At 68.0% G+C, this 19885-nt stretch carries 24 protein-coding genes; 19 read left to right on the forward strand and 5 right to left on the reverse strand.

The features are described 5' to 3' along the window. The first annotated feature begins 16 nt into the window (after positions 1-16). The 6 genes from DIE17_RS02780 (at position 17) to DIE17_RS37805 (ending at position 5082) form a co-directional block, all read left to right on the forward strand. Positions 17-532, forward strand: a complete 516-nt coding sequence (locus DIE17_RS02780) for a flavodoxin domain-containing protein (protein ID WP_260427850.1) — start codon at positions 17-19, stop codon at positions 530-532. Continuing rightward, entirely contained in the window at positions 529-2862 is a 2334-nt protein-coding gene (locus DIE17_RS02785) for an FAD-dependent oxidoreductase (RefSeq protein WP_124519751.1), read from the forward strand. The genes DIE17_RS02780 and DIE17_RS02785 overlap by 4 nt, the downstream gene beginning before the upstream one ends. Before the next feature lie 168 nt (positions 2863-3030). Then, on the forward strand, positions 3031-3444 hold the full coding sequence (locus DIE17_RS02790; RefSeq protein WP_124519752.1) for a hypothetical protein: 414 nt from the start codon (positions 3031-3033) through the stop codon (positions 3442-3444). A 72-nt stretch (positions 3445-3516) separates the two neighbouring features. After that, positions 3517-4167: a BON domain-containing protein gene (locus tag DIE17_RS02795; protein WP_124519753.1), complete on the forward strand. Its 651-nt coding sequence runs from the start codon at positions 3517-3519 to the stop codon at positions 4165-4167. Positions 4168-4228: 61 nt separating this feature from the next. After that, the gene (locus DIE17_RS02800) at positions 4229-4678 is read left to right on the forward strand and encodes a CBS domain-containing protein (protein ID WP_124519754.1); all 450 of its coding nucleotides are present in this window, start codon (positions 4229-4231) and stop codon (positions 4676-4678) included. Positions 4679-4842: 164 nt separating this feature from the next. Next, positions 4843-5082 (forward strand): hypothetical protein, encoded by a 240-nt coding sequence (locus DIE17_RS37805; RefSeq protein WP_124519755.1) that lies wholly within the window; start codon positions 4843-4845, stop codon positions 5080-5082. Here DIE17_RS37805 and DIE17_RS37250 read toward each other — a convergent pair. Beyond that, positions 4983-5288 carry a hypothetical protein gene (locus tag DIE17_RS37250; RefSeq protein WP_185640942.1) on the reverse strand — a complete coding sequence of 102 codons (306 nt, stop codon included), beginning with the start codon at positions 5286-5288 and terminating at the stop codon, positions 4983-4985. The two genes, DIE17_RS37805 and DIE17_RS37250, sit on opposite strands and share 100 nt — an antisense overlap. A gap of 339 nt (positions 5289-5627) precedes the next feature. Between DIE17_RS37250 and DIE17_RS02815 the strand changes: the two genes are divergently transcribed. The 6 genes from DIE17_RS02815 to DIE17_RS02840 all read left to right on the forward strand — a co-directional run bounded on the left by DIE17_RS02815 (position 5628) and on the right by DIE17_RS02840 (position 12129). Beyond that, entirely contained in the window at positions 5628-7004 is a 1377-nt protein-coding gene (locus tag DIE17_RS02815) for a nicotinate phosphoribosyltransferase (protein ID WP_124519934.1), read from the forward strand. 66 nt (positions 7005-7070) lie between these two features. Next, positions 7071-7244 carry a hypothetical protein gene (locus tag DIE17_RS37255; RefSeq protein WP_185641226.1) on the forward strand — a complete coding sequence of 58 codons (174 nt, stop codon included), beginning with the start codon at positions 7071-7073 and terminating at the stop codon, positions 7242-7244. Further along, positions 7241-8200, forward strand: a complete 960-nt coding sequence (locus DIE17_RS02825; RefSeq protein ID WP_124519756.1) for an acetyltransferase — start codon at positions 7241-7243, stop codon at positions 8198-8200. The genes DIE17_RS37255 and DIE17_RS02825 overlap by 4 nt, the downstream gene beginning before the upstream one ends. Positions 8201-8398: 198 nt before the next feature. Next, positions 8399-10132: an ABC transporter permease subunit gene (locus tag DIE17_RS02830; protein WP_124519757.1), complete on the forward strand. Its 1734-nt coding sequence runs from the start codon at positions 8399-8401 to the stop codon at positions 10130-10132. Positions 10133-10251: 119 nt separating this feature from the next. Next, on the forward strand, positions 10252-11511 hold the full coding sequence (locus DIE17_RS02835; protein WP_185640952.1) for a nitrate/sulfonate/bicarbonate ABC transporter ATP-binding protein: 1260 nt from the start codon (positions 10252-10254) through the stop codon (positions 11509-11511). A 153-nt stretch (positions 11512-11664) separates the two neighbouring features. Then, complete coding sequence (locus DIE17_RS02840; protein WP_124519759.1) at positions 11665-12129, forward strand: hypothetical protein; 465 nt, start codon at positions 11665-11667, stop codon at positions 12127-12129. 31 nt (positions 12130-12160) lie between these two features. Here DIE17_RS02840 and DIE17_RS02845 read toward each other — a convergent pair whose 3' ends face one another. Further along, positions 12161-12754: a rhomboid family intramembrane serine protease gene (locus DIE17_RS02845; protein ID WP_124519760.1), complete on the reverse strand. Its 594-nt coding sequence runs from the start codon at positions 12752-12754 to the stop codon at positions 12161-12163. 289 nt (positions 12755-13043) lie between these two features. Between DIE17_RS02845 and DIE17_RS02850 the strand changes: the two genes are divergently transcribed. Continuing rightward, positions 13044-13493 carry a CBS domain-containing protein gene (locus DIE17_RS02850; protein ID WP_124519761.1) on the forward strand — a complete coding sequence of 150 codons (450 nt, stop codon included), beginning with the start codon at positions 13044-13046 and terminating at the stop codon, positions 13491-13493. A gap of 62 nt (positions 13494-13555) precedes the next feature. Here DIE17_RS02850 and DIE17_RS02855 read toward each other — a convergent pair whose 3' ends face one another. Then, positions 13556-15160, reverse strand: coding sequence for an AAA family ATPase (locus tag DIE17_RS02855; RefSeq protein WP_124519762.1), 1605 nt, complete (start codon positions 15158-15160; stop codon positions 13556-13558). 319 nt (positions 15161-15479) lie between these two features. On the opposite strand from DIE17_RS02855, the gene DIE17_RS02860 reads away from it, so the two are divergent. The 4 genes from DIE17_RS02860 (at position 15480) to DIE17_RS02875 (ending at position 17526) form a co-directional block, all read left to right on the forward strand. Continuing rightward, entirely contained in the window at positions 15480-15920 is a 441-nt protein-coding gene (locus tag DIE17_RS02860) for a hypothetical protein (RefSeq protein WP_124519763.1), read from the forward strand. Between the two features lie 203 nt (positions 15921-16123). Further along, on the forward strand, positions 16124-16597 hold the full coding sequence (locus DIE17_RS02865; RefSeq protein ID WP_124519764.1) for a universal stress protein: 474 nt from the start codon (positions 16124-16126) through the stop codon (positions 16595-16597). A gap of 41 nt (positions 16598-16638) precedes the next feature. Continuing rightward, complete coding sequence (locus DIE17_RS02870) at positions 16639-16914, forward strand: DUF1488 domain-containing protein (protein ID WP_124519765.1); 276 nt, start codon at positions 16639-16641, stop codon at positions 16912-16914. A gap of 177 nt (positions 16915-17091) precedes the next feature. Next, entirely contained in the window at positions 17092-17526 is a 435-nt protein-coding gene (locus tag DIE17_RS02875; RefSeq protein WP_124519766.1) for an Hsp20/alpha crystallin family protein, read from the forward strand. Positions 17527-17637: 111 nt separating this feature from the next. Here DIE17_RS02875 and DIE17_RS02880 read toward each other — a convergent pair whose 3' ends face one another. Then, positions 17638-18303, reverse strand: a complete 666-nt coding sequence (locus DIE17_RS02880) for a nitroreductase family protein (RefSeq protein ID WP_124519767.1) — start codon at positions 18301-18303, stop codon at positions 17638-17640. A 230-nt stretch (positions 18304-18533) separates the two neighbouring features. Between DIE17_RS02880 and DIE17_RS02885 the strand changes: the two genes are divergently transcribed. Together DIE17_RS02885 and DIE17_RS02890 are read left to right on the forward strand one after the other, a co-directional pair. After that, positions 18534-19184 (forward strand): BON domain-containing protein, encoded by a 651-nt coding sequence (locus DIE17_RS02885; protein ID WP_059452433.1) that lies wholly within the window; start codon positions 18534-18536, stop codon positions 19182-19184. 48 nt (positions 19185-19232) lie between these two features. Then, complete coding sequence (locus DIE17_RS02890; RefSeq protein ID WP_124519768.1) at positions 19233-19472, forward strand: hypothetical protein; 240 nt, start codon at positions 19233-19235, stop codon at positions 19470-19472. A gap of 122 nt (positions 19473-19594) precedes the next feature. Here the strand turns inward: DIE17_RS02890 and DIE17_RS02895 are convergent, their stop codons facing one another. Then, positions 19595-19837, reverse strand: a complete 243-nt coding sequence (locus DIE17_RS02895) for a hypothetical protein (protein WP_124519769.1) — start codon at positions 19835-19837, stop codon at positions 19595-19597. Positions 19838-19885 lie beyond the last annotated feature (48 nt).

A 19885-nucleotide genomic window follows, 5' to 3' on the forward strand; every position in this document is an offset into this window, starting at 1 on the left:
GGACACGTCTCGACGCATGCTCGTCGTCTTCTACTCGCGCAGTGAAACGACGGCGGCGGTTGCGCACCGGCTTGCCGCCGAGCTTGGCGCGGATTGCGAACGGCTGCGGGAAGCCGACGATCGGCGGCGGACGGGGGCCGTCGGCTTCCTGCGTTCGCTCGCGGACGTGATCCGCGATCGTGCCGCGGACCTTCGGCCAACAGCCTGTTCGCCGTCCGCATACGATGTGGTCGTGCTAGGTACGCCGGTCTGGGCGGGCCGTGCATCGACGCCGATTTCGACCTGGCTCGCGCGGCACGGGAGCGAACTGCGCGCGACCGCATTCTTTTGCACGATGGGCCTGCGCGGCGACATCACTGCATTCGGGCAGATGCAGGCGCTGGCGCGGCAAAGGCCGATCGCGACGTGCGCGATTTCGGGGCGCGATATCGGTCGCGGCCTGGCCGCTCGGAAGCTCGCCCGTTTTGCGCGTTCGATCGCCCGCCGGCTTGCCTCCGGCGAACGGCACATGCGCGCGGAGCGGGCAACGTGACGGCGCAGTCCGGGGCCAGGCGCGACTACGATCATGTGCTGGTCGGCGGCGGCATTGCCAGCGTGTCCGCGGCGCATACGTTGCGGCGCGAAGATCCGTCCGCGCGCATCGCGATCCTGTGCGGCGAACACGTGCTGCCGTATCAGAGACAGCCGCTGACAAAGGAATTTCTCGCAGGAAACCTCACCCCGGCGGCAATCGCGATACACCCGGCGGGGTTCTACGAGATGCGCAGGATCGATCTGCTCCTAGGGGCGAGGGGCGCGTCGGTCGACTGCGGCGCGCATGTCGTCAGGCTGGAGGATGGCACCGCGATACACTACGGCAAGCTGCTGATCGCGACCGGTGCGTCGCCACGCCGTCTGGCGGTGCCGGGGGCGACGCTGGCGGGCATCGGTCACCTTCACGACCTCGACGACGCGCTCGTGCTTCGCGACAACGCCGCCCGGCGACGACGCCTGCTCGTCGTGGGCGGAGGCTTCACGGGTTTCGAGGCGGCGGCCACGCTGCGCGGGCGCGGTCTGGAGGTCACGCTCGTCGAGCGCTGCGAGCGGCTGTTGCCGCAGCTGAATTCCGTTCGGCTATCCGATCACTTTGCCGGGTTGTGTGCGACGCGCGGCGTCGACGTTCGAACCGGAACGACGGTGGAGCGCTTCATCGGAGAGCATTCGATCGAGGCGGCCGTGCTCACCGACGGCAGCGTCATCGAATGCGACCTCGTCGTGATTGCCGTGGGCGTCGAGCCAAACTGCGGGTTTCTCGCGGGCAGTGGCATCGCGACAGTGGATGGCGTGCTTGTCGACGAATGCCTGCAATCGTCGGATCCGGACGTCCATGCGGCCGGCGACGTCGCGCGGTTTCGCGATCCGGTATTCGGCGTGCAGAGGCGTATCGAGCACTGGGACAACGCGGTGCGTCAGGGGCGCCTGGCCGCCAGGAACATGCGCGGTGCGCGCTTGCCCTATCGGGATGTATCGATTTTCTACGGAAGCGTATTCGACGTACCGTACAACTTCCTCGGCAACGCTGCTGATGCGACCGAAGTCGTCGAGCAGGGCCGATTCCCGCGTGCTCCGTACTCGTTGCTCTATCTGAGACATCATGTCCTGCGTGCGATGTTCTCGATCGGTGTCCGCGCGGATGAAATGACCGCCGCCGAGGAGACGATACGCCATCGGGTCAATCTCGGCGCGCAAGTCGAGGCTGTGACGCACGACGTATCGCGGCTGTGCGAACTCCCCGCGCAAACGGTCTTGATCCTGCAGGGTGGCGGTGCGCTCGGCGCATTCGAAAGCGGAGCGATCGCCGCACTCGAGTCGCGGGGCGTCCGTCCGGACGTGATCGCGGCCGTGTCGATCGGCGCGTTCAACGGCGCGATCGCAGCGAGCCATCCGGGGCATGCGGCCGAAGCACTCGACGCATTCTGGCGCGAGCTGTCGATCAGGAGTCCGGTGGGCGTGCCGTCGTCCGCCTATGCGGGACATGCGTTGCTCGCGTGGCATATCGCGCTGTTCGGCGTTCCGAATTTCCTTCGGCCGCACTGGTGGCCTGACGGGATTCCGCCGTCCGGCTTTGCTACGTGGTGGACGAGCTGCTACGACACGCAGCCGATGCTCGCGCTACTGCGCCGCCATGTCGATTTCGACGCCCTGGCGGGCAGCGCGACGCGCCTGCTGCTTGGAGCCGTGGACGTGGAAAGCGGGGAGCGGCGCATCTTCGACAGCTATGTCGATCGCATCACGCCCGAGCACCTGCTCGCCAGCGGTAGCCTGCCGCCCGCGATGCCGTGGACGCGCATCGACGGCCGCGCTTACTGGGACGGCGGCATCATCAGCAACTCGCCGCTCGATCTCGTGATCGAACGGTGCGGGCGGATAGCAGGGCGCGTGTTTGTTGTCGATTTGTTTTCAGGGTCGCGCCCGTTGCCATCGAACCTGATCGAGGTCATGCTGCGGCGCGACGAGATCGTCTATGCCGATCGGGTTCGTAACGACCTGCGGTTCGAGGAAAACGAGAACGACTTTCGCGATCTCGTCGAACGTATAACCTGCCAGCTTGATCCCGAAACGGCGGCCCGCATGCGACAACTCCCGGAATACATCCGACTCATGGGGAGTCGTGCGCCCGTACGGGTCTTCAGGATCGCGCTGAATGGCCACGCCGGAGCCACGGACACTTTCGCGCGCGACTTCGATTTTTCCGATACATCGATTGCAGCGCTGTTCGAACTCGGCCGCCGCGCGGCGCTCGCAGTGCTCGCGTCCAACGCGGCGGAACCGCTCGGGGGCGCAGCCGGCCGGCCTGGTCGAGCGAGGCCACCAACGCCTTGAACGCTTCCCACTCCACGGCGGGGAACGTTTCGATCGCTCGCGTCTTCCGGATGACCTGCATCAAGAACGCTTGCCCGGCAGGAGCGGATATTGACGTTCTAGCATGTCGACCGCGATCGACATGTCCCGTGCCTTCAGCGTCTTCACGTTCATGATCCGGACACCATCATGCCCGCCTTGTTTACGAACACGTCGAATCGCCAGATCATTTCCCGTTCCGAAGCATCGGCGCTGCGCGTGTCGGCTGCCGCGCATCGCCAGCATCACCCGATCGACGCCGGCGGCGACTGGCTGCTGAGTCCCCACGAAATCGCGATCCTGATGGTGCTCGCCAGCGAGCCGCGGCGCCAGCAGGGCGACCCCGCCGACCTGCGCTGCCTCGCCGATCGCGGTCTCGTTCGACTGGATGCGGCATCGCTTGCCGAGGCGCCCGCCCGCCTGTCGCCCGACGGGCGCCGGATGGTATCGCGACTCGCCAGGCGCGATCGCGCCTGGCAGGGGCGCAATGTCGACGTAAGGACCGGGTTTCGCGCGATCGCAGCGGAGACATCGGTCGCGATCGCTCACCACGCCGCGCGCTGACCTGTATCAATTCCACGCGGTGCAGCGGGAATTACCGTTGTTTTCATCGATTGCGGACAGGAGTCGATGGCCATGAAAAGCGACAGCGCGCTGAAGAAGGACGTCGAGCAGGAACTCGAGTGGGACCCGTCGATCGATGCGGTGCGCATCGGCGTCGAAGTGCACGAACGCATCGTGACGTTGACTGGGCACGTCGCCAGCTATCTGGAAAAGGTCGCGGTGCGCAAGGCCATCGAGCGTATCGAAGGCGTGCGCGGCATCGTGCTGGAACTCGAGGTGCAAACGGACGACGGCAAGCATCGCTCGGACGAGGACGTCGCCATTGCAGCGCGCTCGCTCCTGATGTGGGATGCGGGGCTTGGCGAGCAGGCCGTGCACGTGACGGTCGAGAACGGGTGCGTGACGCTGTCGGGCGAGGTGATGTGGAGCTACCAGATGCAGGAGGCGGAGCGGGCCGTCGAGCGGCTGCGCGGCGTCACCCGGATCATCAACGAGATCCACGTCCGGCCGCATCCGACGCAATCCGACATCGCGGGCAAGATCCAGGCGGCCTTGATTCGGCATGCAACGGAAGAGGCCGCACACGTCGGCATTACCGTCCAGGACGGTTGCGTGACGTTGACGGGCCAGGTGGGCTCGCTGGGCGAACGGCGGCTTGCCTTCCATGCCGCGTGGTCGGCGCCGGGCGTGCGCAACGTGGTCGATCAACTTACGGTTGCATGATGGTTCGGGCGGCGGCGGACATCGATCGATGGTCCGCCTCGCCCCGGCCGGGAGAACGAACATGAATGCCGCGATGCTCTGTACCCGCGATGTTGCCATGTGTTCGGCACGAGCAACCGTCGTCGAGGCGGCGGAAATGATGCGCGGCGCGCACGCCGGCGATCTGATCGTCGTGCGCGAACAGGAGGGGCGATGCGTGCCGGTCGGTGTCGTGACCGATCGCGACATCGTGCTGACGGTCGTCAGCCCCGATGCGCAGGCCGGCTCGCTGTTCGTCGGTGACATCATGTCGGCGCCCGTCGCGACCGCGAACGTCGACGACGACATCTGGCTGCTCGCGAAGCGGATGCGCCAGCATGGCGTCCGTCGATTGCCGGTCGTCGGCGGAGACGGCGAACTGGTCGGCATTGTCTCGCTTGACGATCTGCTGCGCGCGGCCGCGGCGCTGCTCGACGAGTTGCGGCTCGTGGCGGCCCGCCAGCCGTATTTCGAGGAGAAGCAGCGTGGCTGATCCGGCCGGTTCCGGCTTCCGTCGCGCCGCGCATCGCGCAGCGGCGGTCTCGATGCCGGTGCGATGCGCCCTTCGGGCGCGCGCGAACGCCATCGCGGCTCGCGGCGTGGCGCGACCGATGAGGGAAGCAGCTTGCGCTCGCACGGCAAGGTAAGGGGGTAATCATGACGATTTCCGGTGAATTGAACGAAGCGGACTGGACCGTGGAGATCGAAACGGTTGGCGTCGAGTCCGGCGGGTACCGCTGCCGTGTCCACGTGACGGTTCGCTCACCCGACTGCAAGTGCGAGCATGTCTTCCCGCATCACCGGGTATTCGCGACCGAGCGCGAGGCAGCGCTGGAGGGACTGCGAAGCGGAATGACATGGGTCGAAATGAAGAAATCGGACACGTTCACGTACTGACGGACGGTGCTGCTCACCGTCGTCTGCACCGCATGCGCATCGGCAAGCACGGCGACACGAAACCTGCGCGCGCGGCATGACCTGGCGCCTGCGAATGCCGCGTCGCCGGCGTCCCGCCGGGCCGCGGGCATGCGTTGATCCCGGTCAAGGCCGCGGGGCACGGCCTCAATACGATGGATCGCATCTCCGCGAAGAATGACGACCATGAACAGGCTCAGACGCGCAAGCCGCGTGCTTGTGCCGTGCGCGGCCGCATGTTGCGTGCCGACGCAGCCGGCACATGCGCAGCATGCACGCCATGTTCCCCGCCAGGATTTCCACGGGCGGGACTTTCGCCATTTCGCGCCGAGGGAGCGTACGCGGTGACAGCGCGGTCGAGGACCCGCGCGGATACTATCCGTATGTCGCGTCGTGCAATGGCGTGTGGACCGCGGTCCCGGCGAGTCCGGGACCCGCGCCGCAATGACGGAAGCGACGCTGCTCCAGATCGCAGCGGCCGGGTACCGGTTGCACGATTGCGCGCGAGCGACGCGGGAGGGCGCATGATGAACGGATCCTGGCCGGACGCTGGCATCGACGACGCGCTGCTGACGGATTGGTATGAACTGACGATGATGCAGGCCGCGTTCGATGCCGGAATGAACGACATGGCCAGCTTCGAGTTCTTCGTACGGGCGCTGCCCGAGCAGCGGGCATTCCTGATGGCGGCGGGACTGGAGCTCGTCCTCGACTATCTGGAGGGCCTGCGCTTTACGGCCGCCGGCCTTGAGCGACTGGCCGCGACCGGGCGCTTGCGAGCGGATTTCCTCGCGTCGCTCGCCGGCTTGCGCTTTACCGGTACGGTCGACGCGATGCCGGAAGGCACGGTGTTTTTCGCCGACGAACCGATCCTGCGGATCACGGCGCCGCTTCGCGAGGCGCAGTTCGTCGAGAGCCGCGTGATGAACCTGCTCCATTACGCGACGCTGGTTGCAAGCAAGGCCGCACGCGCCACGCTCGTCGCGCATGGCAGGTTGCTGGTCGATTTCGGCCTGCGGCGCGCGCATGGCGCGGAGGCGGCGATGCTGTCCGCGCGGGCCAGCTACCTGGCAGGATTCTCCGGCACGGCGACCCTGCTCGCCGGCTTGCGCTACGACATTCCCGTGTACGGCACGATGGCGCATTCATACGTCCAGGCGCACGACGACGAAGCGCTCGCGTTCGAGCATTTCGCCCGATCGCAGCCGGATAACGCGGTGCTGCTGATCGATACGTACGATACGGAGCACGCGGCGCACAAGGTCGTCGAACTGGCGCGGCGGCTTGCGCTCGACAACGTGCGCATCAAGGGCGTCCGGATCGACAGCGGCGATCTGGCGGCGCACGCGCGCAACGTGCGCGCGATTTTCGACCATGGCGGCCTGACGGAAGCGACGATCTTCGCGAGCGGCAATCTCGATGAAATCCGGCTGCGGGAACTCGTCCGGCAGCACGCGCCGATCGACGGTTTCGGAATCGGCACGCGGATGAGCACGTCGGCGGACGCACCGTGTCTCGACTGCGCGTACAAGCTCGTCGAGTATGCGGGCCGGGCGCGCTGCAAACGTTCGGAGGGCAAGGCCACGCTGCCCGGCCGCAAGCAGGTGTTCCGGCAATACGGCCCGGATGGGCGAATCGCCGCCGACAGCCTCGGACTCGACGGCGAGCGCATCGACGGAACGCCGCTGTTGCGGCCCGTCATGATCGGAGGGGCGCGACTCGCGGCCCCCACGCTCGGCGAGAGCCGCATTCACGCAATGCGCGAACTGTCCACGCTGCCCGATCCGATGCGTGCACTGGCGCCCGTCATGCCGCTGCAGCCGGCGATTTCTCCGGCGCTGGCGGCACTGGTCGCGCAGGAGAATGCCCGGCCGGACACGCACGCGGGGCGGCAAGCGGCATGAACGGTGCACGCATCCCGGCCGGCCGCGCGCCATCGCTTCTGTTGCGAGGAGGTGCGCGCGCGTCTCGTGTTCGCCGTCCTCGAACGGACGTTCCTCGTGCGCGGCGGGCGTGACGCCGAGACGGGCCGCGATCCGTTCGCCGAAGGCGCGACACGAGGCGAAGGCAAACGGGCTGAAAGGGAGTCGTTCCATGGCATGGCTACCTCGATTCATGCAGTTATCGCGCGTCGCGAATCATGACGCGCTTTGACGTGTTCAACGGTGATGCGGACGGCATCTGTTCGCTTCAGCAGCTGCGGCTCGAGATGCCGGCCGAGTCGGTGCTCGTGACGGGTCCCAAGCGCGACATCGCGCTGCTCGCGCGCGTGCCGGCCGCCCGAGGCGACATCGTCACCGTCCTGGACATTTCTCTCGACGTGAACCGCGCGGCACTCGACGCGCTGCTGGCGCGCGGGGTCGACATCGACTATTTCGATCACCACATGGCCGCCGCCGTGCCCGCTCATCCGCACCTTCGCACGCATATCGACACGGCGCCGGACACCTGTACGAGCGTCATCGTCGACCGATACCTGGCGGGCCGGCAGCGACTCTGGGCGGTGGTCGGTGCCTATGGCGACAATCTCGTCGGCGTGGCCGGCAGGCTCGCCGCCGCCTGCGGCCTGACGGATGCCGATGCCTACCGTCTGCAGGTGCTCGGCGAATCCGTCAACTACAACGGCTACGGCGATTGCCCGGACGACCTCTTCATGCCGCCGCCGGCCGTGTATGCGGCGGTGCGGCAATATGCGAACCCGCTCGAGTTCGCGAGGTCGCCCCTCGCGCGGCGGCTCGACGCCAACCGGCGACGCGATATCGCGCTTGCGGAGCGACAGCGCGCGAACATCGCGCTGCCGGGGGCGGACGTCTATATCCTCCCCGACACGCGCTGGGCGCGTCGCGTGCGCGGCGTTTTCGCCAATCGGCTCGCGCGTGGTGACGCGGCACGCGCTCACGCGGTGCTGACGTTGTCGGCCTCGGGTGGGTACACCGTCAGCGTTCGCGCGCCGGTCGCCGCACCGTACGGCGCAGATCGTCTTTGTCGCGCATTTCCGGAGGGCGGCGGCCGGGAAGGGGCGGCCGGCATCAACCGGCTCGCGCCGGAGCGCCTCGACGCGTTCGTCGAGGCGCTCGCGAACGCATACCCCGCCGCGTGAGCCGACGCAGGCGCGCTCGTCGGTGTGGTACGGCGTGGCCGGAACGGGTGTCATCGGGATGCTCCTGACCGGTGGCCGTTGCGCGGCAGGACTCGCTGCGATCGTGGCGCCGGGCAATGCAGGGCGGTTGACGCAGGTCAAGCCCGCCGGCCGCCCCACCCGGGAAGATGAACCGCCATCATCGGCGGGAGAGGCGTCGTGGAGCACCATGCTGAGGTATTGCGGGGCGGGCGCTGGACGCTGCCCGTGCCGGGCTGGCGGGACATCGTCGCGACGCTGATCGTGGTCGGTTTCCTGTTGCTGGCCGGCATCGCGGCGCACCAGATGGCCGGCCCGCTGGCGGTGGCGCAGCCCCCGGCGATTTCGCTGTCGCCCGCGGCACTGCCGGGCTACACGCTGCGCACGGTCGCGCGCATGTTCGCGGCACTGCTTGCGTCGATCGTCTTCACGTTCGCCTACGCGACCGCGGCCGCGCGCAGCCGTCGCGCCGAGCGCGTGTTGATCCCGCTGCTCGACGTGCTGCAGTCGGTGCCGATCCTCGGCTACCTGTCGTTTACGGTGCTGTTCTTCCTGTCGCTGTTTCCGGGGCGGATCCTCGGCGCCGAGTGCGCGGCGATCTTCGCGATCTTCACGAGCCAGGCCTGGAACATGACGTTCAGCTTCTATCAGGCGCTGCGCACGGTGCCGCTCGATCTCGACGAAGCGAGCCGCAGCTTCCGGCTGTCCGCGTGGCAGCGTTTCTGGCGCCTCGACGTGCCGTTCGCGATGCCGGGACTCGTCTGGAACGCGATGATGTCGATGTCGGGCGGCTGGTTTTTCGTGGTCGCGTCCGAGGCGATCGCGGTCGGCAACCTGCACGTCGACCTGCCGGGCGTCGGCGCCTACGTCGCGCAGGCGATCGCGAGCCGCGACCTCGCCGCCGTGGGCTGGGCGATCGTCGCGATGAGCGTCGCGATCGTCCTGTACGACCAGTTGCTGTTCAGGCCGCTGGTCGCATGGTCGGAACGGTTCCGCTATGGCGATGCCGCGCCCACGGTCGGGTCGCGCAGCTGGATGCTCGACCTGTTCCACCGATCGCGATGGATCGGCCGTGCGGTCGGCCCGGTCCGGGCGGTGCTGCGTCGGGCGGCGCGCGCGCGGCTGCGCGGGTTCATGCCGGCATGGCGCGGCCGGATCGCGCTGCCGCGACACACGGGCGACGTGCTCTGGTTCGCGGCGTGCGGCGCGGGATGCGCGTATGCGGCGTACGAACTGTTCCGGCTCGGACGCGCGACGCTGACCTGGACGGACCTGCGCACCGTCGCAAGCGAAGGCGGGCTCACGTTCGTCCGCGTGACCGTGCTGGTCACCCTCGCGTCGGCGATCTGGGTGCCGATCGGCATCGCGATCGGCCTCCGCCCGGGCGTGGCCGCCCGCATCCAGCCGGTCACGCAGTTCCTCGCCGCGTTTCCGGCCAACCTGCTGTTTCCGGTCGCGGTGTTCGCGATCGTGCGCCTGCGGCTCGAACCCGACATCTGGCTGTGCCCGCTGATGATATTGGGCGCGCAATGGTACGTCCTGTTCAACGTGATCGCCGGTGCGAGCGCGTTCCCGGCCGACCTGCGCGAAGCGGCCGCCTGCTTCCGGGTGCGGCCGCCGACCTGGTGGCGTCACGTCATGCTGCCGGGCGTCCTGCCGTACTTCGTGACCGGCGCGATTACCGCGTCGGGCGGCGCATGGAACGCGAGCATCGTCGCCGAAGCGGTGAGCTGGGGCGGCACACGCCTGGATGCCGGCGGACTCGGCGCCTATATCGCGCGGATGACCGACGCCGGCGACTATCCGCGCATCGCGCTCGGCGTGGCCGCGATGTCGTTGCTCGTGATCGCGACCAATCGGCTCGTGTGGCGCCCGATGTACGCGTTCGCGGAGCGCCGCACGCGGCTCGATTGAGCCCCCGACCGATCATTTATTCACGGGAGACCCGTGTGCCGAACCTCAGCGAATACACGGAAGGGAACGTCGCGAGCGCGGCCGCGCCGGCTTCGGACCCGGCGGCGGTCGTGCTCGAGATGCGGGCCGTATGCAAATCGTTCACGAAGCCGTCCGGCGAGCCGCTGCACGTGCTGGCCGATATCGATCTCGCGCTGCATGAAGGCGAGATCCTCGGGCTGCTGGGCCGCTCCGGCTCGGGCAAGTCCACGCTGCTGAGGATCGCCGGCGGGCTCGTCAAGCCCTCGTCCGGCACGGTCGCGTATCGCGATGCGCCGCTCGCCGGCCCGACCGACGGCATCGCGGTGGTGTTCCAGACCTTTGCGCTGTACCCGTGGCTGACCGTCATCGAAAACGTCGAGCTCGGCCTCGACGCGCTGGGCCTCGCGCCGGGGGACGCGCGCGCACGCGCGGCCGCCGCGATCGAGCTGATCGGGCTCGACGGGTTCGAATCGGCGTTTCCCCGCGAACTGTCGGGCGGCATGCGCCAGCGGGTCGGTTTCGCCCGCGCGCTCGTCAGCGAGCCCGCGCTGATGTTGATGGACGAACCGTTCTCGGCGCTCGACGTGCTGACCGCGGAAACGCTGCGCACGGATTTTCTCGACCTGTGGGACGCGCACCAGCTGTCGACCCGGTCGGTGCTGATGGTGACGCACAACATCGAGGAAGCCGTGCTCATGTGCGATCGCATCCTGGTGCTCGGCGCCGGTCCGGCGCGCATCGAGGCAACGCTGAACGTGCCGCTGCCGCGTCCGCGCAGTCGGCACGATCCGGCCGTTCAGGCGATCGCCGGCAAGATCTATGCGACGCTGACGGCACGCATCACCGACGCGACGGCAGGCCGGGAAGCGACGGGCAGCGCGCTGGCCATGAAGCTGCCCGACGTGTCGAGCCACCATCTCGCCGGATTCGTCGACACGCTCGCTGCCGCGCCGTACGAGGGGCATGCCGAGCTCGGCACGATCGCATCGGCGCTTGCGCTCCGGGTCGACGCGCTGTATTCGACGGCGGCCGCGCTCCATCTGCTCGCGTTTGCCGAATGGCACGACCGGAGCATCCGGCTGAGTGCCGCGGGTCACGTGTTCGCGCAAAGCGACGACGACGCCCGACGGCGTCTGTTTCGCGAGCATGTCGTCCGGTTCGTGCCGCTCGCCGGGCATATCGACGAAGTGCTGGGCGAACGCGAGGGGCACCGCGCGCCGCGCGAGCGTTTCGAGCTCGAACTCGAGGATCATCTCGATCCGCGCAGCGCCGACCAGGCGCTGAGGGTCGTGATCGACTGGGGGCGCTACGCGGGACTGTTCGACTACGACGACCATACCCGCACGTTCGGCCGCTGACCGCTCGGGCCGCATGTCGGGCGCGTGCTTGATCGGCATCAAGCGTCGCGCGGCGGGGCGTGCGACGCTGGACGAACCGTCGACGCGACCGCGTCGATCCGGCAGACAAGCTCCGCAACCCGACGTCAATGACCGTTCACGGGAGGACTGACCATGAACTGGCTTTCGGAATACTTCGCCCAGCGCACGAGCCCGCTGTCGCTTTCGCTCTGGGCTCATCCGCCGCTCGCGCTCGGGCCGGACGGCCCGATCTGTCGGGAGCCTTACCGGTTGCCGTACCCGGGTGTGGAACTCGTTTTCACGGCGGCGGAAGCGGTCGAGCGCGGCGGGAAGGTCTACACGCTGCCGGCGCGTTATGACGTCAGGGGGCTGCTTGCCGCGCGCAGCACGGCGCGCGACGAGGCCGCGTCGTTCTTCCGCGAGGTGACGATTTTCGGGCCGTCGCAGTTCAATCGCGACTTCGTGGTGACGGTCAACGGCGAATTTTCGTTCGTGCCGTCGTTCTGGCAGGACGGGTCGCCCGGTTTCTCGGGCATCTGCGTGCCCGCCGCGAGCGGTCGCGCGACAGGCGAGAGAACCGGCCCGCCGTGGCTGTTCCAGGGATATCTCAGCATCTAGGGCTCGCTCCCGCCATCGGCGGGAACAGGCGTCACGCACGCATGCCCGCGCGTTTTCGCCAGAAGGCGAGGCACACGAGCGCGCCGAGCATCCCGCCGAGGTGGGCGAAATGCGCGACGCCGCTCGTGTCGCCGCTGAGGCCGGACAGCAATTCGGTCAGTGCATAGCCGGCCGCGAAGAGCCAGGCGGGCATCGGTACCGGCGGGAACAGCAGCACGACGCGCCGTTTCGGAAACAGCACGGCGTAGGCGATCAGCGCGCCGAAAACGCCGGCCGACGCACCGACGGTCGGTGCGTCGGCCGGCGGCAGGGCACGCATCACCCCGAGCTGCGCGATCGCGCCGGCCAGCACGCTCGCCAGATAGAGCGCGAGAAAGCGTGCGCGCCCGAGCACGCGTTCGACATCGCGTCCGAACATGTAGAGCCCGAACATGTTGAACGCGACATGGGCGAGACTGGCATGCAGCACGCTATAGGTCAGCAACTGCCAGACGTGGAAATCCGGTGTCGCCGGCGCGCCCGATCGGGCGGGCGGCCATAGCGCGAACAGGTCGATGAGCACCGGCCAGCCGCTCGCCTCGGCGATGAACACGGCGAAGTTCACCAGAATCAATGCGTAGGTCATGGCGACGGAATCCGCGGGACGGAGGTGGCGTTGGCGGCCAGCGGTGCGGCCGGCATCGAACGTCACGACATACCGTCACGTTAGCGGTGGCACATGCGCGGCCGTTGAGGCAGATCATGGATGGCCGCCGCCTCGCCGTCCGCGCCTCGTCGGCCCGACGGCGTACGGCACATTGACGTGCGTCAAGCCCGCCCAGGGCGCCGCGCTTACCCTGAACTCGGGAAACATGCGTCGCCGCGAGGCGGCGCGCATGCGTATCGTCCACGCAAAGGGCAACGGGAGCTTCATCATGCACATTGGAAGAATCAGTACCCGACCGGTCGAATCGTGCACGGTCGAATGCAGTGCGTTCGAACTGGCCGATCGCATGCGGCACGCGCATGTCGGCGACATCGTCGTGATCGAGTACCGTGATGGCGAAGCCATTCCGATCGGCCTGGTCACCGACCGCGACCTGGTGATCGAGGTGATGGCCCGCGGCGACGATCCGGGCGACGTGACGGCCGGCCAGATCATGTCGCGGGGTCTCGTCGTCGTGTCCGACACGGACGAGATCGGCGTCGCGCTCGATGAGATGCGCCGGTCGGGCATTCGGAGACTGCCGGTCGTCGACGATGCAGGCCGCCTCGTCGGCATCGTGACGCTCGACGATATCGTCGGGCATCTCGCGGGGCTGCTCGGCAGCGTCGCGGAAGTCGGCAAGCTGCAGCAGATCGAGGAGCAGCGTTTCCGCGCGTGACGCCGCGGGGCCGGCGCCCGGCGCGTGCCGGGCCGCTTGTCCGAGGGATTCGCGCCGCGCGCCTACGCGTGCAGCGCGGCGAGCAACGGCGCCCAGAACGCGCCGCTTTCATACGCGACGGCATCGCAATCGGTGTCGAAACGAATCGCGATCGCTGCTTCGGCTTCGGTCAGCGGATCGGCATGCTCGATCTGCCGGGCCAGCACGGCGGCATCGGCATCGGAGGCATCGCGTCCGCGTGCCGCCCGGGCAGCGACGCGCGCGGCGAGCGTCGCCCGGCTCGCGGTGAAATCGAGCATCGCGACGCGCACGCCGAGCCGTGCGGCGAGCGCGATGAACGCCGTCCGGTTGCACCGGCGCAGGAACGTCGCGTCGACGATTGCCGTGTAGCCGCTGTCGATGACCACGCGCGCCTCCGAAAGCAGGCGATCGTAGATCTCGTCGATCGCCGTGTCCGAATAGGCAACGGCGGGCAGGCGGGTGCCGGCCGATGCCCCGGCCAGGCGCTTGCGCTCGATGTCGCTGGACAAGCGGATGGCGCCGAGCCGCTCGGCCAGCGCACGGCTCGCCAGCGACTTGCCCGAACCGGAAACCCCGTGACACAGGAGCAGCGCAGGTTGCGCATCGCGTCGCGCACCGGCCATCGCCGACGCAATGCGCAGATAGCGGGCGCGTGCCGCCGCGTCGCCGCGCAGCCGGGCGGTCAGCGCGCGCACCAGCGCACGGTAGACGAAGTAGCACGGCAGCACGCCCAGTGCCGCGTGGTCGCCCGTGCGGGCCAGCCAGCCGGAAAGGAGGCGGTGGGCGCAATCCTCGCGTCCGTGGGCGGAGAAATCCATCAGCGCGAACGCGAGATCGCTCGCCACGTCGATCCAGCGCAGCGCGTCGTCGAATTCGACGCAGTCGAACATCAGGATCCGGTTCCGCCAGCGCACGATGTTCTCGAGATGCAGGTCGCCGTGGCACGCGCGCACGAAACCGCACGCATGCCGATCGGCGAGCCGCGGTGCGATGCGGGCCAGTTCGGCTTCGTACCAGGCGCGCAGCGCGGCTTCGTCCGGTACCGTGACGTCGAGCGTGTCGAGCAACGGCCGGCATTGGGCCGCGACGCTCGCCGCGCTGCCGGGATGGCCGCGCGGCGCACGGCGCGGCGCGTGCAGATGATGGTGGGCCAGCGTATCCGCGAGGGCCTCCGCATCCGCCAGACCGTCGTCGCGCGATGCGCTGCGAACCGACAACATCGCCTGCGCGTCGAACCGGCGCATGCGCACCACGTACTCGCCCGGCACTGTCTGCTGCCGGCGCCGGCGCCCGCCGGTCGGCACCGGTGCGGCGAACGCGCATCGCCGGCCGTGCGGGACGAGCGGCCAGACACCCAGGTACAGCGGGCCGGCGAACGGCCGATTGAGCGTGCACTCCGCGAGCGCGCAGCGGCGCCGCTGTGCAGGCCGCGTGAGATCGACGAAGGTGAAGTGCACCGGCTTGATGCGCTTGTACGCATAGCGCCCGGCCAGATAAACGACGGACAGATGGGTTTCGATCCGCTCGATCCGGCCCGCGGGGTGGGGATAGGTGTTTGGCCGGCTCAACGCGCGATCGAATTGTCTCGACTTTCGTCGTGCATTTGCGCGACTCAGCGCGAATGGAATATGCGGCGCTCGGGACATGATGAACGGATCGGTTATACGGGGCGCGCGTACGTACGCGTTGCCGCACCCGGCGGGATGGATTCGAAACGGGCACGCACGCTCTCGTCTGCCCGATGTCGCCTGATCCGGCTGGCAGGCCGGGAACTGCCGACTCGACGAACCCTATTGCAACCGACCACGGCGCTTTCCGGGTTGATGCCAGTCAAGCCAGCCGCGCGAGAGGGCGCTTGACGCAGGTCAACCGCATTCGCCGGGGCGGCAATACAGTCGGTTCCAGCGCCCGCGCAAAGCGGTGCGTGACCGTATGCGGAATTCATGGCCGGACGAGGCATTGACGATGAAACGACGGGCATTGGCGATGAGTGTGCTCCTCGCGCTGGGTGCGTGTGCCGGGGCGGAGCGAACCGGGACATTCAGGACGATGGAAACACGACTGCTTGCGATGCGTCAGGCCGCCTCGCTGCAGTGTTCGACGCCGTCCGAGTGCGACCGGGCGTGGAGCCGCACGCGGCGCTACGTCCAGGATCATTCGTCGACCCGAATCACGCGATTCAGTGCGGACCGGATCGAGACGGCGCAACCGTATGTCGCCGGAGAAGTCTATCTCTGGGCGTCGCGCGCGGAATCGGGTGGCGGTGTCTCGGTGATCCGGCTCAAGGCGATGTGCAAGGGCATGTATGACAGCAACGGCGGCCCGGGATGGCAATACGATGCGTGCGCCAGGAAGATCCTTGAAATCGAGCAAGGCTTCCGGTCGGACGAAAACCCGCCGGGCTAGCGGCGGATGCCGTCGGTCCTCGGCAATGCGGCGCCTCGCCTCCCGGTCGGCCGGATGCCGGCCAGCGGCCGCCAGTTTCTTCTCGTGCCGGTTTCGCAACGGCTCCAAACCGTTGACCTCGGTCAACGCCTGCTCGCGGCGAGCACCGATGATGGAAGCGAATCCGAACGCCGCCGGCGTGTCGGTTCATCAGCGAGGTTCGCATGTACACGAATATCATGGTCGCCACGGACGGCAGTCCTTCGGCGCATCGGGCGCTCGAAGAAGGTCTCAGGATGGCCGGGTTGTGCGGCGCCCGCCTGTTCGCCGTGTTCGCCGTCGACAAGTCCACGCTGTTCGCCTACGGCGGCCGCATGGAGCCGGAAGCCTTGCTCGACGAAATCCGTAGCCACGGCGCCGCGATCCTGCGAGACGCCGACCGGACGATCTCGCGCGCGGCAGTCAACGGCGAGACGGACATCATCGAGACCGATTTCGGCGAGGACGTCGCGGCGCGCCTGCAGCGCTACGTCGTCGATCATTCGATCGATCTGGCCGTGATCGGCACGCACGGTCGGCGCGGGGTCCGGCGGCTGGTACTCGGCAGCGTCGCCGAAACTTTCCTCCGCGCATCGAGTTGCCCGGTCCTGCTCGTGCGCGGTGAGGATGCCGCGCCCGCGACGGTTGTGGCGGCCTAGTGTTGCTGTCGGCCAGTGTGCTAGCTGCACAGGTGATCATCATGCAGATATCGTTTCCTTCCGAACATCCGACGTATTGCGACCTCGATTCCGCGCTGAGCTTTCCGGCACTCGTCGAAGGCCGCCGCGTGCGCTGCGCGATCACCTCGGCCGCGCTGGAAGATCACTTCCGCGCGGCGTCGCCTCGCGAGCAGGATCTCGTCGACGCCTTTGCGCGCCATCGTCCCGCCATCGAGCGCGCTGCCCGCTGCCTGCTCGAAGAAATCGGCGGACGGCCGATCCTGCTTCACAGCGGCTATTTCCGCTTCTGTACGTAATCGGCCGCCGCCCTTGACGCGCATCAAGCGCGTGCCGGGGCGGGAGGGTACGCTGGATTTCGAAAGATCATTCGTCCCATGCGCGGCATGTGCTGTCGCGCCCCCCGATCTTCATTGCGGCCGCTGCTGTCGGGACGAGAGCGCCGGCCGTATGTCACCGCATCAGGAGTACGAACCATGAGCAACATGACGCGTTACGATCCGTTTTCGATCGAACCCGTATCCGACCTGTTCCAGGGGCTGTTCAGGCCGCTGCGCGGCATGGCGCTGGCAGACCAGCCCGATCTTGCATCGATGAAGATCGACGTCACCGAAAACGACAAGGCGTATACCGTCAACGCGGAGCTGCCCGGCGTCGCCAAGGACGATATCGACGTCCAGGTGACGGGCAATACCGTATCGATCCATGCGAAGGTCGAGCGCAATAACGAGCAGAAGGACGGCGAGCGCGTGATCCGTCGCGAGCGCTACAGCGGTGCGATCAGCCGCTCGTTCTCGCTGTCGGGCGACATCGACGATGCCAGCGCGACGGCGACGTATCAGGATGGCGTGCTGTCGCTGACGCTGCCGAAGAAGGCGCCGGTCGGGCAGAAGAAACTCACGATCAGCTGATCGGACGACGGACGACGGGCAACGGGCGATGCGGGCACGCGTCGCCCATCGGGTGGATCCGGCGCGCGGAGCGATCCGCGCGCCGCTTCGTTGGTGCGACCGAATCTGCCCTCACGCATGCGATGGCGTACTGCCGGGCCGGTAGCCGACCGTCTGCGCGAGGATCGGCAGCTCGTCCTCGTTCAGCCGCAACGCGTCGGCGAGCGTGCGGTGATTGATCCAGCCGCGCACGACCGTTCCGAGGCCGGCCGCCGCGCAGTACAGCGAGACGTTCTGTGCGATGGCGCCGGCCGCGATCGCCGAGAACACGTCGCGCTGCTGCAGCGGCATGTCGAGTATCGCGGCCGTCCGGACGACGTAGACGAGATCCAGCGGCGCGCGGCCGACGAAGTCCTGATAGCCCGTGAGGTTGCGCGCATCGACCGCGTGTTTCAGCACGAGCCGATGCGCGGGCGCATCGTAGCGATAGACGCCGTAAGGCAGCGCGACGTAGATGTCGATTTCATTGAATGCGTGCGCGGACGGTGCCGTACGACCGCCGCTCGCCGGGCGGTTGATGCCGTCGGCCGCCCACAGCATCGTGCCGAGCGTCATCGGCGGGAGCGGTGTGGCGGCGAATTCGCGGGAGCTCATTCGGGTCGCGAGCGCCGCCATCAGCGGCACGTCGCTGTCGAGCATCGGGCGCGGCAGGTCGACGATCGCCGGCGACTCGCCCTCGGGCGATGCCGGCTGCATCACGGGCGCCGGCGAATAGGCCAACAGCTGCTGTTCGGTCATGCGAGTCTCCTTGAAGCGTGATTGCGCGTGCCTGGAACGTCGCGCCTCGGCGATTTCACGATAAGACGGCCGGGCCGTAGCGGCTTGACTTCCGTCAAGCGGCGCACCCGCCGGCCACGACGTGCGGCGCGCGGCATACGTTGACCTGCATCAGCGATCGGGCGCCGCACGTGTGCAAATCTGGCTACGTGCGGCGGACAGGCACGCCGCGGCTCACAGGAGAGCAGACGATGAAAACCGACAAGCAGTTGAAGCAGGATGTCCAGGACGAACTGGAGTCCGACCCGTCGATCGATTCGACACGCATCGGCGTCGAGGTGACCGACCGGATCGTGACGCTTTCGGGGCACCCGCCGAGCTACGCGGAGAAGCTGGCGATCGAGCGCGCGGCGAACCGCGTGGCCGGCGTCAAGGCGCTCGTCGTCGACATGACCGTGCATCTGCCGGACGACGACGTGCGCACCGACGAGGACATCGCGAAAGCGGTGCGATCGGTGCTGCACTGGACGGTCGGGCTGCATGACGACGCGGTCAAGGTGCAGGTCGAGCGCGGCTGGATCACGTTGTCCGGCAAGGTCGACTGGGCATACCAGAGCCATCTGGCCGTGCGCGCGATCTCGCAGATGCGCAGCGTGACGGGCGTGACCGACCACATCGCGGTACAGGGGACGGTCGGTGCGGACGACATCGGCGGGAACATCAAGCGCGCGATCATGCGTCACGCGGAGCGCGAGGCGAAGCATATCGCGATCGACGTGCACGACGGCACCGTGCGGCTATCCGGCAAGGTCGGCTCGTTCTCCGAACGCAAGGCCGTGCGCGGTGCCGCGTGGTCCGCGCGCGGCGTGCGTGCCGTCGTCGACGACCTGGTGGTCGAGTAAGTCAGGCAGGCGCAGGCGCGATCCGCGGCGATCCAGGAGGGCGGCCGGATGACACTTTCAGGCGAACTTCACGAAACGGACTGGTCGGTCGCGATCGAGACGGTCGCGGCCGAAACGGGCGGCTTCCGCTGCCGGATCCACGTCACGCTCGAATCGCCGGACGGCATGTGCGAGCGGACGTTCGCGCACTGCAGGACGCATGCGACCGAGCGCGAAGCCGCGATCGACGCGCTGCGCGCCGGGATGACGTGGATCGAGATGAAGAAGTCGAATACCTTCACGGTCTGAACCGGTGGGCGGGGCGGGTCGACGAAGGCGTCGGTCACGTCGCGCGCTGCGCGCAGCCGCGCAGCGACGGGGGCCGTCGCACCGGCGACCGATACCGAGGCGCGACGCCACGACGCCGGGTATCACTCCACCTTGAGCGCGGAAAGCTGCAGGGCCTGGGCGAAGCGGGCCAGTGTGGCGATCGATCCCGTCACGCTTTCGTAGCGCTCGCGCCCGATCTGTCCGTCGAGTGTCACCAGCATGCCGGCGTCCCGGGCGAGCGCGACGAGTGCCAGCGTGTCGAGCGCGGCCGTGCCGGATGCGTCGGACGTGTCGGATGCGGCGGCCCGCATCCCCGAATCGGAACGATAGTCGGCGTGTGACATGACGGCTCTCCTGGTTGTTGTGCGATCGGCTTGCCGGTCGGCCGGTAT

The organism is Burkholderia sp. Bp9099, from assembly GCF_003857805.1.
Taxonomy (GTDB): domain Bacteria; phylum Pseudomonadota; class Gammaproteobacteria; order Burkholderiales; family Burkholderiaceae; genus Burkholderia.